The sequence below is a fragment of the Furfurilactobacillus milii genome, assembly GCF_009863985.1.
Lineage (GTDB): Bacteria > Bacillota > Bacilli > Lactobacillales > Lactobacillaceae > Furfurilactobacillus > Furfurilactobacillus milii_A.
Genome location: NZ_WEZT01000015.1, coordinates 69,566 through 84,004, shown reverse-complemented (window position 1 = coordinate 84,004; position 14,439 = coordinate 69,566). Strand labels below are relative to the sequence as shown.

At 45.0% G+C, this 14,439-nt stretch carries 13 protein-coding genes; 5 read left to right on the top strand and 8 right to left on the bottom strand.

Going from position 1 to position 14,439, the window contains the following annotated elements; translation table 11 throughout:
- Window positions 1-271: 271 nt before the first annotated feature.
- The 5 genes from GB992_RS07825 to GB992_RS07805 all read right to left on the bottom strand — a co-directional run bounded on the left by GB992_RS07825 (window position 272) and on the right by GB992_RS07805 (window position 5,276).
- Window positions 272-667, bottom strand: coding sequence for a type II toxin-antitoxin system HicB family antitoxin (locus tag GB992_RS07825; RefSeq protein ID WP_017260911.1), 396 nt, complete (start codon window positions 665-667; stop codon window positions 272-274).
- A gap of 2 nt (window positions 668-669) precedes the next feature.
- On the bottom strand, window positions 670-903 hold the full coding sequence (locus GB992_RS07820) for a type II toxin-antitoxin system HicA family toxin (RefSeq protein ID WP_161001937.1): 234 nt from the start codon (window positions 901-903) through the stop codon (window positions 670-672).
- 167 nt (window positions 904-1,070) lie between these two features.
- Complete coding sequence (locus tag GB992_RS07815) at window positions 1,071-2,708, bottom strand: YfhO family protein (protein ID WP_161001936.1); 1,638 nt, start codon at window positions 2,706-2,708, stop codon at window positions 1,071-1,073.
- A 101-nt stretch (window positions 2,709-2,809) separates the two neighbouring features.
- A complete protein-coding gene (locus GB992_RS07810; protein ID WP_161001935.1) occupies window positions 2,810-3,280 on the bottom strand; it encodes a phage tail protein in 471 nt (156 codons plus the stop codon).
- Between the two features lie 100 nt (window positions 3,281-3,380).
- Window positions 3,381-5,276, bottom strand: coding sequence for an endonuclease MutS2 (locus tag GB992_RS07805; RefSeq protein WP_161001934.1), 1,896 nt, complete (start codon window positions 5,274-5,276; stop codon window positions 3,381-3,383).
- Between the two features lie 348 nt (window positions 5,277-5,624).
- Here GB992_RS07805 and GB992_RS07800 point away from each other — a divergent pair, with 348 nt between their 5' ends.
- The 3 genes from GB992_RS07800 (at window position 5,625) to GB992_RS07790 (ending at window position 6,411) form a co-directional block, all read left to right on the top strand.
- On the top strand, window positions 5,625-5,954 hold the full coding sequence (locus tag GB992_RS07800; protein ID WP_161001933.1) for a bacteriocin immunity protein: 330 nt from the start codon (window positions 5,625-5,627) through the stop codon (window positions 5,952-5,954).
- A gap of 108 nt (window positions 5,955-6,062) precedes the next feature.
- Window positions 6,063-6,227: a hypothetical protein gene (locus tag GB992_RS07795; protein ID WP_161001932.1), complete on the top strand. Its 165-nt coding sequence runs from the start codon at window positions 6,063-6,065 to the stop codon at window positions 6,225-6,227.
- Between the two features lie 10 nt (window positions 6,228-6,237).
- On the top strand, window positions 6,238-6,411 hold the full coding sequence (locus tag GB992_RS07790; protein ID WP_161001931.1) for a hypothetical protein: 174 nt from the start codon (window positions 6,238-6,240) through the stop codon (window positions 6,409-6,411).
- Window positions 6,412-6,473: 62 nt separating this feature from the next.
- Here the strand turns inward: GB992_RS07790 and GB992_RS07785 are convergent, their stop codons facing one another.
- Window positions 6,474-7,823, bottom strand: coding sequence for an FAD-dependent oxidoreductase (locus tag GB992_RS07785; protein WP_161001930.1), 1,350 nt, complete (start codon window positions 7,821-7,823; stop codon window positions 6,474-6,476).
- 278 nt (window positions 7,824-8,101) lie between these two features.
- On the opposite strand from GB992_RS07785, the gene GB992_RS07780 reads away from it, so the two are divergent.
- The gene (locus GB992_RS07780; RefSeq protein WP_161001929.1) at window positions 8,102-8,677 is read left to right on the top strand and encodes an SdpI family protein; all 576 of its coding nucleotides are present in this window, start codon (window positions 8,102-8,104) and stop codon (window positions 8,675-8,677) included.
- A gap of 61 nt (window positions 8,678-8,738) precedes the next feature.
- On the opposite strand, the gene GB992_RS07775 is transcribed toward GB992_RS07780, so the two are convergent.
- Complete coding sequence (locus tag GB992_RS07775) at window positions 8,739-11,996, bottom strand: MMPL family transporter (RefSeq protein ID WP_161001928.1); 3,258 nt, start codon at window positions 11,994-11,996, stop codon at window positions 8,739-8,741.
- A gap of 34 nt (window positions 11,997-12,030) precedes the next feature.
- Entirely contained in the window at window positions 12,031-12,585 is a 555-nt protein-coding gene (locus GB992_RS07770; protein ID WP_161001927.1) for an RrF2 family transcriptional regulator, read from the bottom strand.
- A gap of 194 nt (window positions 12,586-12,779) precedes the next feature.
- Here GB992_RS07770 and glpK point away from each other — a divergent pair, with 194 nt between their 5' ends.
- Entirely contained in the window at window positions 12,780-14,285 is a 1,506-nt protein-coding gene (gene glpK, locus GB992_RS07765; RefSeq protein ID WP_161001926.1) for a glycerol kinase GlpK, read from the top strand.
- The last annotated feature ends 154 nt before the right edge of the window (window positions 14,286-14,439 follow it).

Genomic DNA, 14,439 nt, shown 5'->3' with positions numbered 1-14,439 from the left:
TTAATCAGAGACCACTTAAAATACTTGACTGGCAAACACCTTATCAGATCATGCTGACAAATTTGTCCAAAAATTCGGATTAAATTTGCAATCTACCATCTGACCAAATTTCATCCCTAAATTGTCTAATTGAATTTCCACTTGCATCCCCCTAAATATGAAAACAGCCTAGAATAGCAGATTCTAGGTTGTCTATTATCACTTATATAACATGTTTCACTAATAGTACATCAAGCATACCATTGACCTCGTTTGAAAATAAATCAGAATTTTAGTCATTGGCAAGTTCTCTGCGTAACCCTTCGGTCAGCACATGCGATAACACAATGTGCCGTTCTCGGGCTTCATCGCGTAAACCTTCAGGAATCGTCACAGTCACCTTCACCTTTTTGGTTTGTTGCTCCCGACTACGATATTCATTGAGATCCAATGGCACAATTACTAGTTGGTCGCCTGGAACGAGTGGGATTTCAGCGACATCAGTTGGCTCTGGATAGTGTTTTTCAGAAAACAAATAGCCGCCAATAACATCTTGGGCGCTGTGAAACGCTGTCATCATATCGTTACCATACGTCACTGCACCTTTTAAATCCGGCACTTTAACGGTGAAAGCACCGTCTTCTTGATGGTGAAAAATAGCGGGATAAAATACTTCATCCTTAGACATAATTACTTTCCTCCTTTAAATAAATCTTTTAACCCCGCCTCAGACAAAACCAGCCTAACGTAGCTTTTGGGCAGCTTGCTTGGGCTCATCTTGATAGGAATCTTTGTACGTTGATACTGTCGCGTCATGAAGTGGTGATCACCGTGGTCAGCACCTAATGCATCCTGCCAACCATATTGTTTTAATAATCTGATCAATTCTCGACTCGTTTGTGGAAATTTAGATAGTGATGTCATAATTTAATCTTCTTTCAGATTATACGTACTACACGTTTGTTTTTCAATTATTTAAGCACGTATTGAGGCTATTTTTAATTCATATCTAAACATACGTAATTTGATCAACATTTTCGTCTGGGCAATAAAAAAGTGCTGTCCATTTCTGAACAGCACTCAGCAAACTTTTATTTATGGTACTCAATAGAAACTCTCTTTGCACCCTCAGGCACGTGAACCTGTACCGTCCCACGTTCAGAGACGCTCACATGCAATCCTTTGGCATCATCCGTTTTTACCACATAATGCTGACTGCCGTAGTTAAAAACCGGTAAGTCTACCTGGTGACCACTTGCTGTTTTTGGCAACCGAATGGTCATCCCATTAGGCTGTGCAGTCATTTTCACATGTGGATGACTAATGGCTTTGCCGTCTTCAAAGACCACTGCCTGATGTGCATAGATAGCTTTCAGACGAGGCACACTACGTTTGGGCGCGTAATCGAAATAATTCGCATCCGTTGCAAACTGTTCATAGCTATCGGCACTCACTTTCAGCGATGATACACCAGCGTAGACGAATCCGGTCACCATCGTGAGTAACAGTGACAAGCCAACAATCCAGCCCTGCCAGTTGAAACGTAATTGCGTACGATCAACGAGGAGCACAAAAGCGACTAGGACGAAGAAACTGATAAACGTGTAAAACCGCCATGGATGCTGAATTAGGTTGATCGGCGTATGTTCCAGAAAACGACATGGAAAGAGTTTTGTCGTCATCCAGAACAGAACCGTGCTTAAAATCGCCAGTGTTTTGCCAAACCGATCAAGATGACGAAAACCGATCCATAGCGCCACAAGTGCCAATAAGACAATCGTGCCCAAGGTCACGCCGTGCGTCAACAAGCCCGTTTTCGTGACATTGCCAAGACCAAAGACGACTGCGACGAAGGATGAAATAGCCTGTTTTGCCAACGATCCGATCAACGGTGAGGCCACCGTTACTTGTTTCGTGGTACCAAGCATCCCCAGTAGCTCTGGCAAACTCAGTAGGCCGGTTGCCACTGCTGTGAGTACTAAATCCAGCCATGTTTGCCACCGATTAAGGTAGTGCCAACCAATTGCTAGAACGACAACGACCATCCCAGCTGCCAACAAAGCTGACAAGACGTGCGTGTATACAAGCATCGTCGCACCCAGCGTTGTCAACAACCAGCCACGTCGGTGTTCAGTCAGTGTGAGGTATAAGCCCAAAAATAAGATGGGATACCACATCATTGATTGTGCTTCGGGTAAGTCGAAACGCACTGTTTCATTAAAGACCATGTAGCCAGAAAGGTTATACAAGATGGCGAATAACCACGCTCCAGAGATTGGCCGCCGTGCTGCTCGCAGTTTTAGAAATACGCGCATACACCAGTATGAAATCCAGCAACTTGCGACGATATAAAAAGCATTGCCTAGGTACAACGCCATAATCCCTGGCAGACCGACCAACCTCAATATCGCATACGGATACAGAAAGACATATGGATAAAAGATTTGAATACCAAGACCAGACCCACGAAATGTGTATGTGCTAATCGCGTTATGCCATACGCCATTTTTAGCAGAGAGATACAGTTCTTCGATACGATTGACGTGGAATTGTTGGTCCCACCCGCCGAACAGGTGATTATTCAATAAAAACGGCAGCTCCACTGCTATGGCGACGAGTACAAACGTTAACCATAACCAGAGTTGCCGGTGTTCTCTGGCCCAACCATAGAAGCCAGCCGTTCGTTGATGCTGACTTCCTTGTGCCATTAATGATTCACGATAGTCCACAATGTTCACCCCAAAATTAAAAATAACGTTGGTATCTAACCATAGTTAAAGTGAAGACAAAATGAACACCACATGAGAATCCGTTATTGATGTGTGATTTTCTACAACCAAGTTTGTTTTACCTTAAAGAAGCTGCCTCGAATTTCGCCTGCTAGCTTAGAACGTTGATGAGCAAACTTAAATTTGCCTTCCAACTCAGGTGGTACTGGTGCACCAACTGCTAACTTGATACCAACGGCACGTTTTGGCTTTTCACCCTTTTTCTCATACAGCACGTTCAATACCATGCCGTTTTCAAAGTAAAATTCTGGCCAGTAAAGATCATCGTCTTCATAAACGGCGACTTCTAACAGTTTCTCACTGAATGTTAAATCGCGTTCCGCCTTAATTAGCTTTTCAAACCAGGCTACTTCTTCCTGCTTTTCACTGGCTGGGTAGGTCACGTATTCAAACTTATATTTGTTCCAGAAATAACGGGCCTCATTTGCTCGCAAACCTGCCAGTGCATCGGCGACCGGTGAACTTTCCAAACCAACTGGTGAAACTTCTTTAAAATCAACTTTATATGCCATTTACATAACCTCATTAAATGATGTTTTTAAAATAAATCATGCTCATAGTTTATCGCCGTTTCGGACTGATTGACAGTTTTACGACCGCGTCAATTTAGAATTATGACTGGCGCCAATCATCTTGTAGCTGCCGCATCTGTTTATCCAACTTCTTCTGCGCCTTCATTGAACCACGATCCAGATCCCGCTGGAACTTATAGTCATCGTACTTCTTAAATAGCCGCGTCATATCATACCCTGCCGGATACAAATCGGCCGCTTTACCTAGTCGAGTTAACCGCCGTTCCGGAATCGTTTCAAACTGATCATCCACATAAACAGTCACCGTCTCAGCCCGCTTGTCTTGAGCATAGACGAGTCCTTGACGACCATCCGTGTTCAGACGCACCCGGTCCCCTTGTGCATAAGTAATTTGCTCACGTTTTTCAACGTGTTGGACGGCCTTCATCTGGTAGATATCCGTCCGATAATCATGGTCGGTTAGATAATGATCTGCTTGCTGGATAATGTTTGGATTTAATTTCAAACGACGAGCCAGCCAAAAGGCATTACTATCGCCGACCTCATTCATCAATAACTGATATTTCGGCATCAAAGTCGCTTCATCAAACGCCATCGCCGCAGTGGTAAAGGCAGGATGCTGCTGAGCATACCGTTTGATTTCACCATAGTGTGTTGTGACAACGACGAGTGCGCCATGCTGATACAGATATTCAATCACCGCAATAGCCAGTGCTGCCCCCTCATTCGGCTCAGTTCCGCTACCAATTTCGTCGAGCAGGACTAAACTATGTGGTTTAATCGCATTCGTGATGGCCGTTAAATTAGTCAAATGACTCGAGAAAGTGCTCAACGCATTCTCAATGCTCTGGTCATCTCCGATGTCAGCAAACATCTGCTGCAAAATCGGTAATTCAGTTGTGTCGGCAGCTGGTACTTGTAATCCACACTGCGCCATGATGATGAAGAGGCCAATCGTCTTTAGCACAACTGTCTTCCCACCGGCGTTTGGCCCGGTAATAATCAAACCACGATGGTCATATCCCAACCGGACAGATAGTGGTACCGCATGTTCGCCCAATAGTGGATGACGGCCTTCGTCGATTCTCACTTGATCACGTTCATTCAAACGTGGTCGCACGCCATTGATCGATGCACTGTACTTACCGCGAGCCATGATTTCATCTAGCGCTGTGATGACGTCCAGATTACGTAGGATTGTAGTTTCATATTCACTGACGCGACCGTTTAAGCTGGCCAAGATCTGATAAACCTCAGCTTCGACACCACTGGTAACTTCGGCCAGTTCACTATTCAGTTTGCTAGCCGTCTGTGGCTCAATGTAGATCGTCGAGCCCGTCGCAGAGCTACCGACAACCATGCCTGGAACTTGGTTTTTAAACGTGGCTTGAACAGCTAGTACAAGATGATCAGCCTTCGTAACTGGCAAACGTTCCTGTAGCATCCGTGCGTATCGCTGACTCGCCTTCTGCACAACCGCTTGAACCTGTGCCTGAACATCGCGTTGATGGCGCCGCAACTTTCGCAGATTCCCCGTTGCATCATCGATAACCTGGTTGTTACGAATCACGTTATAAATATCGTCCGCCAATTCGGTCACTGACGTTAAGGCGTCCGCGTAACTAGCTAATGTCGGTGCAATCGTGGCATTTCGTTTGAGCACCGTCGCTACATCAGCATTGCCTCGAACAAAGTCAGCAACTTGCACGAGTTGTTCAGCAGTCAGTAGATAACCACGGTGTAACTTAGTTAATAAATTTTGGACCGTATCCAAACTTAGAAATGGTAAATGCACATTAGCATCAAGTAACTGCCTAGCCTCAACCGTTTCAGCTTGTAACGCTTGAACTTCAGCTAAGTTCGTTAGGATCGTCATGTGTTGCAAACGTGTCTGCGCTGCTTCACTCGTCGCAAGTTTGGCAACCTGCTGGCGAATAACGTTAAAGTCCGTTTTTTGATAAGTTTCTTCATTCATGATGGTTTGATTCTCCTACAATTCCGCATTCGTGCCGGAAAAAGTGCACAAAAAGACCGTGCTTATTGCGTTTCAGCAACTCACACGGTCTCCATCATGAATTGACTCCATTTTGTTTGGCGTGCGAGTGTCCTAACCTTTAGTCCAGCACAAACTAACCCTTGTTTCGGGTTCGTTCAAAAACTAGTTACTAAAGATTAATCACACTCATACAGCCCAACCTCGTTTTAATTGATACAAATACGGTAACACACGTCACGTATAACTACAACTGGCATGATCTAGGCTCTCAGTGGTACATTATTATTGAATCATTAATCATACATAATATTCACAGGAGGAATAACTATGCCAACTAACGATAAAGAAACCATCCTCGGCCTTTTCAGTGAATTCAAACGGGCTGTTGCCACTGCTAACGAGCAAGAGAACAATCGCCAACACTTATTAGAAATCATCGATCAATCCAGCAAAAAGCTGGCCCATCAACAACAGACGCCACAAAACGAAGCACGCTCTGTCTATCAGAACATCAACACGATGTGCTTGGCTGATCATCTCAAGCTAACTGCCGATGAAGGCGCGGCTCTTAAAAAGATCGGTGATGCCGCACAACCTAAATCAGCTTGGCAAGGTTTGAATAATTTTAATACAGTCAATACTTGGCCAAGTAACTAAACAGTTCGAAACAAATTAGTACCCTTATTTTGTTGATCGTAGTAAAACAATGTTCAAATATAATCATTTTGTACAATTTAACTACTCTCAATGAAACGAGGTCTAATTATGACAAAAAAGGCGCTTGTTTTAAATCTACTCATTTTGGTGACAGCACTAACAACAATCTTCGGCACGTTGTTTATTGGAAACAATAGTCTAATCGTCCAGTTATCTTATATCACCATTTTGGCCGAAATGTTTGGTTATTACACCATCTTTGACGATGAATGAGGCCCAGAAAATGAAGATAAAAGATTTCATACTACGTTTGCTGGTACTCATCACTGTTTTTATCGCGTTATTTGGTACTTTTGTCATTGGTTTCGATAATGTCATTGTTCAGGCTGCATACTTTGCAATCTTGTTGGAAGTTCTAGGATATTACACAATTTTCAAAGGTAATCACAAAAGCTGATTCACTATCATGGCCTTAGTCTTAAGCCCTGATAATGAATCAGTTTCTTTTATTTCATAAAATTAGTTCGTTACTTTCTCGTTAGCCTTAGCAACCGCGGCCATTGCAACCGCATTGATCCAGTTTAATGGCTGATCAAAGTTTGGCTGGAACAGCATGTCAACCATGGATAAGGTTTCAATGGTCATTTCCGTTTGGATGGCCATTGAAATGACATTAGCTGATTGTGAAACATCGTGGTCACTGTAGAAGGCACCGCCAAGGACACGGTGTGTTTCAGGATCCCATGTTAAGCTACATTGAACTGGTGTCGTGCTTAACATGAAGTCTGGGCGATAATCCTGTTCAATTGTCACAGAGTCCACATTAACGTTGCGAGCCTTGGCGCCCTCTGTCGTCAAACCTGATGCAGCAATCGTCTTGCCAAACAACTCAACGGCTGATGACGATTGTGTACCAAGGTATTTAACCGTTGGCTTTTCGATGTTGTGACCAACTAGAATGCCTTGGCGAACCGCATTAGTAGCCAATGGAATGTAATCATTCTTGTGCGTTGGGTTATAGTGAACGGCAGCTGAATCACCGGCTGCAAAGACGTTTGGTAAGCTCGTCTGCATGTATTCGTCGGTCACAATAGCACCGTTTGGCAACATGTCGACCTTGCCCTTCATCAATTCCGTGTGTGGACGGAATCCAGTACATAAAATGGCGATATCCGCGGTGTAACTGCCCTTGTCAGTGGTGACCGTTACTTGATCATCCCCGCTGAAACCAGTTACCATTTCGCCCAGTGCCAGTTTGACACCGTGATCCGTGTATTCTTTTTCCACACGGTCCGTGATGTCCTTATCAAAGTTCTTCGCCAAAACTCGTGGCAAACCATCGATCAAGGTCACTTGCTTACCCGTCAGTGCATATTGTTCTGCCAGTTCCGCACCAATGTAGCCAGCACCAATCACAACAGCACTCTTGATTTTGCCAGCCAAGTTCTTCAATTCGTTAGCGTTCGTCCAGTTCTTACATAGGTAAACATTCTTGTTATCAATCCCGTCGATTGGCGGAATAACGGGCCATGAACCAGTTGTAACGACCAGTTTATCGTAAGCGACCTCGCTAACTTCGCCTGATTCCAAATCCTTAACAGTAACGGTCTGATTATCCGTGTCGATGTCGGTAACATCATGCTTCATTTCCATATCTGCACCAAGTTTGGCTAAGGCTTCTGGACTTGAATAGAACATTTTGTCTGGGTCTGATACATGACCTCCAACCCACAAAGCAATCCCACAGGACAAGAAGGACAAATTATCGTTTCGTTCGTAAACTGTGACGTCATAATCCGGATGTTCAGTCAAAATCTGTTGAGCGGCAAACGTACCTGCATGTGTAGCACCAACGATGATTACTTTCATGGTGAAGGCCTCCAAAATTTCTAGTTATTGTTTTTATATTGTGTACAATTTAATTTAACCATACTACTAGTAAATGTCAACGCTTGCACTCTGATATAGCGCTTCTTCACAAGCGTTGTTTGTTCTCATCAAAACGTTTAAAAACACTTTGTGAAATTAATTCAGGGCGTGTTATAAAATCCATCTTTGTAGTGAAACTTTTCCAACTGCTATTTCGCTTTTTGTCGTATACTAGCGCTGAAAATACTACGTCACACCATACCAGAGAGGTCATGGATATGCGAAAACTTCTACAAAAACGAGCAAGTTTCATCACACTAATTGTCATCTATGGTTTACTAGCTATTTTTCTGTTATTTAGATCAACTAAACAAACATTACTACCGCTAATGGGCATCTTGGTCACTGGGGCCGCTCTCACAAGTATCGGCGCTATTTGGATGGATAATCATCAAACTAATTTTGCAAAGGGATTAGAGGTTCCGACAAATTACACGTTGAGTTTTGATTTATTACTATTAATTTTCGCTATTTGGCCAAGTTTCCTAAAACCAAGTTTGGCAACTGGCATCGGCATACTATTTTTCTTAATTGGCGTTGGCAGTCTATTCATACCACAAAATCATCTGATGGGCATTCGCATTCCACCAACCTACAGGTCACCTGAAATGTGGCATAAAGTGAATTACTTCGGCGGTTGGCTTCTGGCGGTAGCAGGGTACTCAATTATTATTTTCGGTAATTTATGGCCAGCTAATACCGCAACAATCATGCTAACGACCGTCATCATCGCTGTTGTGTTGACAGTCGGTTACGCTTACCTACCCTCGCAACCAAAAACACCACAACGATAACGAAAAGGAGGCAACTCTCAAGCTGAGAGCTGCCTCCTTTTTCCAATCCACATAACATATTTTATTTTTGATCATCATTCAACCGTGACTCCGGTGTTGGATACGTAATCTTCATCACTGCTGGCATGATAATCGGAATCAAAATAACTAGTAACAGGATCCCGACAATCACTACTAGCGCCACTTGAATCAACGTCATCACACCAGACGGAATCAGTGCTGCGAATGTTCCACTCAGGATAATTCCCGCTGAAATAACCACGGTTCCAATAATTGTCGTAGCTTTGAGCATCTTAGCATCGGTCGAAATCGGCTGATGCAGGAACTCACGGTACTTCGCCATGAGGAAGATACTGTAATCAACACCCAGTGAAACCAACATAATGAAGGCAAAGAATGGTGTGTTCCAGGTCAGCATGCTTTGACCTAGGAAGGCCTTCACCAGCCAGTGTACGATGTTCGTTGCGCCACTGTAAGCAATCAACAAGGTTCCCTCAATCGCGATTGGTTGAACCAATGAATGGGTTACAAACATCAACGCAATGAAGATGCCAGCTAACATAATGATGGCGGTACGACTGAAGTCTCCAGCCGCCATTTCATTGATATCATTGGTTTGCGAGGTACTACCACCAAACGCAACCTTGGCATTATTCATCGATGTTCCTTTAAGAGCGCCACGAACGATGCCTTCCAACCGTGGCAAACGTTTCATCGCAGTCTGTGAGCTTGGATCGTCCTTAAGAATGACCGTCATCTTCGTGATCTTGCGATCCGGCGAGAAGTACGTTTTAAGGACTGGGGCAAACGTTTTGCTCTTTAACTGCGCAGCTGGAATATAGTAGGTTTCCGCTGCGCTGGCATGTTGCAAACCACTCAAGTACTTATTTGCCTGACCTGAACCAGCGGAAATCTTGCTGAGCCCGTCTGTCGCGGTGCCTAAGCCATTGGACAAACTAGCTGTTTGACCGCCAAGTTGTGACAGTTTCGAAGCCATTTCTTGGTTTCCGCTCGCAACTTGGTTAGCGCCACTGACTAGTTGACCAGTATTGCCATTGATCGTACCCATCGCACTGGCTAACTGATTGGTGCTACTACTCAATTGTGAGAGACCACCGCTCAACTGCGTGATTGCTGTCGCAGACGCCGGCAATACTTGATTCGAGGCTGTGTTCAACTGACTAACAGCTTGTTGCAATTGCTGCGTTGACCCTTGCAAGCTCTGTAATTGGCTAGCAACGGATTGATCACTGCTACCAATGTTTTGCGCATCAGCACCAATTTTGCTTAATGAACCTGCCAATGTTTGTTGCAAACCAGCACTGGCCTGACTCTGCTGTTTCAGCGCGGCATCAATCGTCGCTGTGACAACTTGTTGCTGCTGAGCGTTTAAGTTAGCACCTTGGCCCTGCATTGCTGCAACTAACTGACCGGCGTTAACATTTGGCGTGCTGATGCCCTTCATCGCATTTTGAATGGCACCTAGTTGACTGCCAATATCACTGGCGGAACTACCGATGCTAGTCAGGGAATTCGTCACGCCACTGGTCGAACCAGTTGAGGCAGCGTTAACCTGATCGTTCAAACTACTGATGGCCTGATTCAATTGTGGTAATGACGTCGTTAACTGTTGCAACTGTGCCTGTTGACTGCCACTAGTACTATTTTGAAGCTGTGCGTTCAGTTCATTCACACCTTGGGTCACTTGGTTAATTCCGGAACTCAAGGTTGATGTCCCAGCAGCAACCTGTTGCGAACCAGACGCTAACTGATTAGCAGAATCAACGCCACCACTGATATTAGCACCGTCCAACTGTTGTTTTGCTGATCCCAGACCACTATTAATTTTATCCAGCCCTTGTTGTGACTTAGTTAAACCACTGGTGACCGTTGCCATCTGGTTGCGAACGTACAGTGCCTTAATGGCTGATCCACCAGGCTGCGATGCGGACAAAACCGTTTTAACGCCGGCCGAATTCTGCAATTGTTTGGTCAAACGATCGATAATTTGAAGCGACTGTTCGTTGTTCAAACGGTGATCACTCTGAATGTAAATCGTTGTCGGTTCAGCAGTCCCCTTTGAAAAGTGTTTTTGAACCACTTGAAAACCACGTTTGGCAGGGACATTGTCACCAATTTCAACGGTATTGTCATAATCCAACGTACCGTGGCCCATTAAGGCTAACGGAACCATCACGATCGCCATCACAACTAGCGTCAAAATCGGACGAATCATGGCCGTACTGCCGAGCGCGTGCCACAGCTTGCTGTCACCTTCACCAGCTGACTTACGAACCGGCCAGAACATGTTTGGCCCGAGAACGGTCATAAAGAACGGGTTCAGTGTGAGCAAAACTGCCAGTAACACAACGACCCCAACGGCAATGCCGACCGCCGAACGATACAGGGAGAACTTGGCAAACGCCAACACGGACATCCCGATTAATACGGATAATCCAGAATATAGAATGGTCCGACCACCGATCTTGATCGCACTGGCAGTTGCATCATGCGGATTCTTGCCATGCGCCATTTCCTGCCTAAATTGATTGTATAGGAGAATGTTGTAGTCCGTCCCAATCCCAAACAGCACAATGATAATGAACACTTGCGTAAAGTTTGAAAACGGAAAGTTGAAGTGCTGGACCAAGTTGGTAACCACACTAATGGATACCAGGCCCGATACTGCGACGGTTAATAAAGAAATAATCGGTGTGATCGGTGAACGGAAGACTAACAGTAACACCACGAAAATGAAAATCGCCGCAATAACTTCAGTCTTTCGCACCCCAGCCTGAGTGGCATCCGAAAAGTCTTGGTTCAAAATATCTGAACCAGTGACATAGGTTTTCACACCGCTCGTTTTAACCGCTTTCGTCAATTGATCACGGATTAAACTTCGCGTGTGCGTTTTACTCAACTTAACGTTTAACTGAACCAGCTGCGTTGTCTTGTCTTTAGATACCAATTGTTGTTTAGCGGTAGCACTGTCTTGAGCAGTTGTAATGCCCTTAATCTGATACTTTGACTTATCGGACTTTAGCTTATCAATAGTTCGATCAATCGCAGCATTCTGTGCGGGCGTCAGTTTGTCATCACCATTACTGAACACCGCGACAACTGCCGTCGTATTTTTCTGATCGCTACCCCACTTTTTTTGCATCTGCGTAGCGCGGACACTTTGATATGTACTAGGAATCTTAATTTGGCCCTTGTCGGCCACCAGCTTCCCCGTGTCAGGCGTCATCATGATGGCAACCACTAAAACGACCAGCCACCCTAATAATCCCCAAACGTGATTTTTAGTCATCCACTTCATGTTCTCTCTAACCTCCTAAAACCTATCTTCCACGTTATTGATCAACTTCTCCCTGGGCTGCGGCATCACTTTTCGCTTGCAACCATGGCGACCAGTCGATCGTAATCAGTTTGCCGTCACGATGCGGGCACAACTCATTGAGCGTGGACGCAGCTAACTTGTCACGATAACTTTTCTCGGCCTCCGCAAAGATGGCCAACGCCTCTTCCTTGACATCCCCAGGATTATGGCCTTCATCCAGGCGTCCCATGTGATAACAAGCATCAAATGACGGATCCTTGGACATGCCGAAAACGTGGTCGGCAAGTCCGGATGAAACACCGAACGGGTCAGTTCCTTCAATAGTGTTAAAAACGTCCAGCATCGTAATTTGATCCGGCTCGCGATTGATCACGAAGCCACCGTCTTTCCCAGAAACAGATCGAACTAAGCCGGCTCGGGACAGATGTTGAATAACTTTTTTGGTATATGAATCTGATAGTCCCAGCCGTTGTGAAATCAAAGTACTGTGTAATGGTATTTCACGTTTTTGAATCGCCAAAAGCATCAACACACAGATGGCTTGTTCCAAACTTGGTTTAACTTTCATTGCGATATCCTCCAGAAATGTGCGTTTATAAACACGACATTCGGTATCCTTTTTATTAACAGGATATATAATATCCCGTTTAAAAATAAATACAAGATTAAATTTTAATTTGGAGTTTGTTCATTGCCCATTGATTCGCTATACTGACAGCATTAGTAACCGGTTACAAAGGCAAAATAAAAACGAGGCAAACTATGGCATTCGTCACTGAACATTACATTTTGGCCGTGGATCAAGGCACCTCTGCATCGCGGGCAATTATCATCAACAAAAATGGCCGACGGGTTACCGCGGCTTCCCAACCATTACCACAAATCAATCGCCATCCCGGATGGGTGGAACATGATCCGAACTTACTGTGGAATTCCGTTCAATCAGTCATTTCGTCTGTTTTGATTAACGCTGGTATCCATCCGGACCAAATTGACGGTGTCGGTATCGTCACACAACGTGAAACGACCATCATTTGGGATCGAACAACTGGTGAGCCAATTGCACCGGCTGTTGGTTGGCAGTCTAAGCAAACGGACGACGTCACCCGGCAACTCATCAAAGATGGTTACGGCGAGATGATCCACCAAAAAACAGGACTCTTTATTAATTCTTACTTCTCAGCCGCCAAAATTTGCTGGCTGCTTGATCACGTCGAAGGTGCGCAAGAACGCGCTGAAAAAGGTGAGCTCTGTTTTGGCACAGTTGATTCGTGGCTGGCATGGAAATTGTCGGGCAGTGCGCTGCATGTCACTGATTACTCCAATGCTAGTCGAACGATGCTGTTTAACATTCACACATTGGATTGGGATGATGAAATTCTCAAGCTGATGAATATTCCCCGCGCAATGTTGCCTGAGGTTAAATCATCCTCTGAAGTCTACGGTCACACCCAAAATTATCAATTCTTCGGTGCCGAAGTCCCCATTGCTGCTCTCGCTGGTGACCAACAGGCCGCTTTGTTTGGCCAGATGGGCTTCGATAAGGGTGTCATCAAAAATACGTATGGTGCTGGTGCCTTCATCGTGATGAATACGGGTGATGAGCCGTTGATTTCAAACAACGGGCTGCTCACAACCATCGCCTATGGTCTAAATGGCAGTGTGCAATACGCCCTTGAAGGCTCTATCTTCGTGGCCGGTTCAGCGATTGGCTGGCTACAAGATGAAATGAAAATGATTCCGGACGAACCAGCCGCCAAACGAGCCGCGTTAGCCTCAACCGATCACGACGAAGTCTACGTAGTCCCCGCTTTCTCTGGCTTAGGTGCTCCTTATTGGGACGATGCTGCTCGTGGCGCTGTTTATGGAATCACGCGTGGGACAACTCAAAACGATTTTGTTAAGGCCACTTTGCAATCGATTGCCTACCAAACACGTGATGTTATCGAAACAATGCGAAAAGATACGCAGCTTGCCATCCCCCGTTTGAAGGCCGATGGCGCCTCATCACGAAACACTTATCTTATGCAATTTCAGGCTGACATTCTCAATATGGAAATTGATCGTTCCGCTGATGAGGAAACAACAGCACTCGGTGCGGCCTTTCTAGCAGGTCTCGCCGTTGGCTTTTGGGATAATGTCGACGCCCTTCAGGCTATCTACCAACAGGGCAAGACATTCTCCCCCAATATGCCTGAGGACCACCGTCAACGTTTATATCAAGGCTGGCAAACAGCGGTCAAAGCAACAGAATTATTCAAACTATAATCAAACGATGAATTTTAATTTTCTAAACTGTTGGTCCACCTTAATAATGGATTCAGCAGTTTTTTAGTGGCATTTTGCAGAAGAACACAGGACTGTTGACTGATAGCTAGTCGATTGCGTTGCTATATGAGCCGAAGGGCGGCAACATTGACAC

Bases quoted from the DNA above. Each gene is read 5' to 3' on its own strand.
- GB992_RS07825 (WP_017260911.1), bottom strand. From the start codon at position 667: ATGTCTAAGGATGAAGTATTTTATCCCGCTATTTTTCACCATCAAGAA.
- glpK (WP_161001926.1), top strand. From the start codon at position 12,780: ATGGCATTCGTCACTGAACATTACATTTTGGCCGTGGATCAAGGCACC.
- GB992_RS07770 (WP_161001927.1), bottom strand. From the start codon at position 12,585: ATGAAAGTTAAACCAAGTTTGGAACAAGCCATCTGTGTGTTGATGCTT.
- GB992_RS07820 (WP_161001937.1), bottom strand. From the start codon at position 903: ATGACATCACTATCTAAATTTCCACAAACGAGTCGAGAATTGATCAGA.
- GB992_RS07790 (WP_161001931.1), top strand. From the start codon at position 6,238: ATGAAGATAAAAGATTTCATACTACGTTTGCTGGTACTCATCACTGTT.
- GB992_RS07780 (WP_161001929.1), top strand. From the start codon at position 8,102: ATGCGAAAACTTCTACAAAAACGAGCAAGTTTCATCACACTAATTGTC.
- GB992_RS07800 (WP_161001933.1), top strand. From the start codon at position 5,625: ATGCCAACTAACGATAAAGAAACCATCCTCGGCCTTTTCAGTGAATTC.
- GB992_RS07805 (WP_161001934.1), bottom strand. From the start codon at position 5,276: ATGAATGAAGAAACTTATCAAAAAACGGACTTTAACGTTATTCGCCAG.
- GB992_RS07810 (WP_161001935.1), bottom strand. From the start codon at position 3,280: ATGGCATATAAAGTTGATTTTAAAGAAGTTTCACCAGTTGGTTTGGAA.
- GB992_RS07785 (WP_161001930.1), bottom strand. From the start codon at position 7,823: ATGAAAGTAATCATCGTTGGTGCTACACATGCAGGTACGTTTGCCGCT.
- GB992_RS07795 (WP_161001932.1), top strand. From the start codon at position 6,063: ATGACAAAAAAGGCGCTTGTTTTAAATCTACTCATTTTGGTGACAGCA.
- GB992_RS07775 (WP_161001928.1), bottom strand. From the start codon at position 11,996: ATGAAGTGGATGACTAAAAATCACGTTTGGGGATTATTAGGGTGGCTG.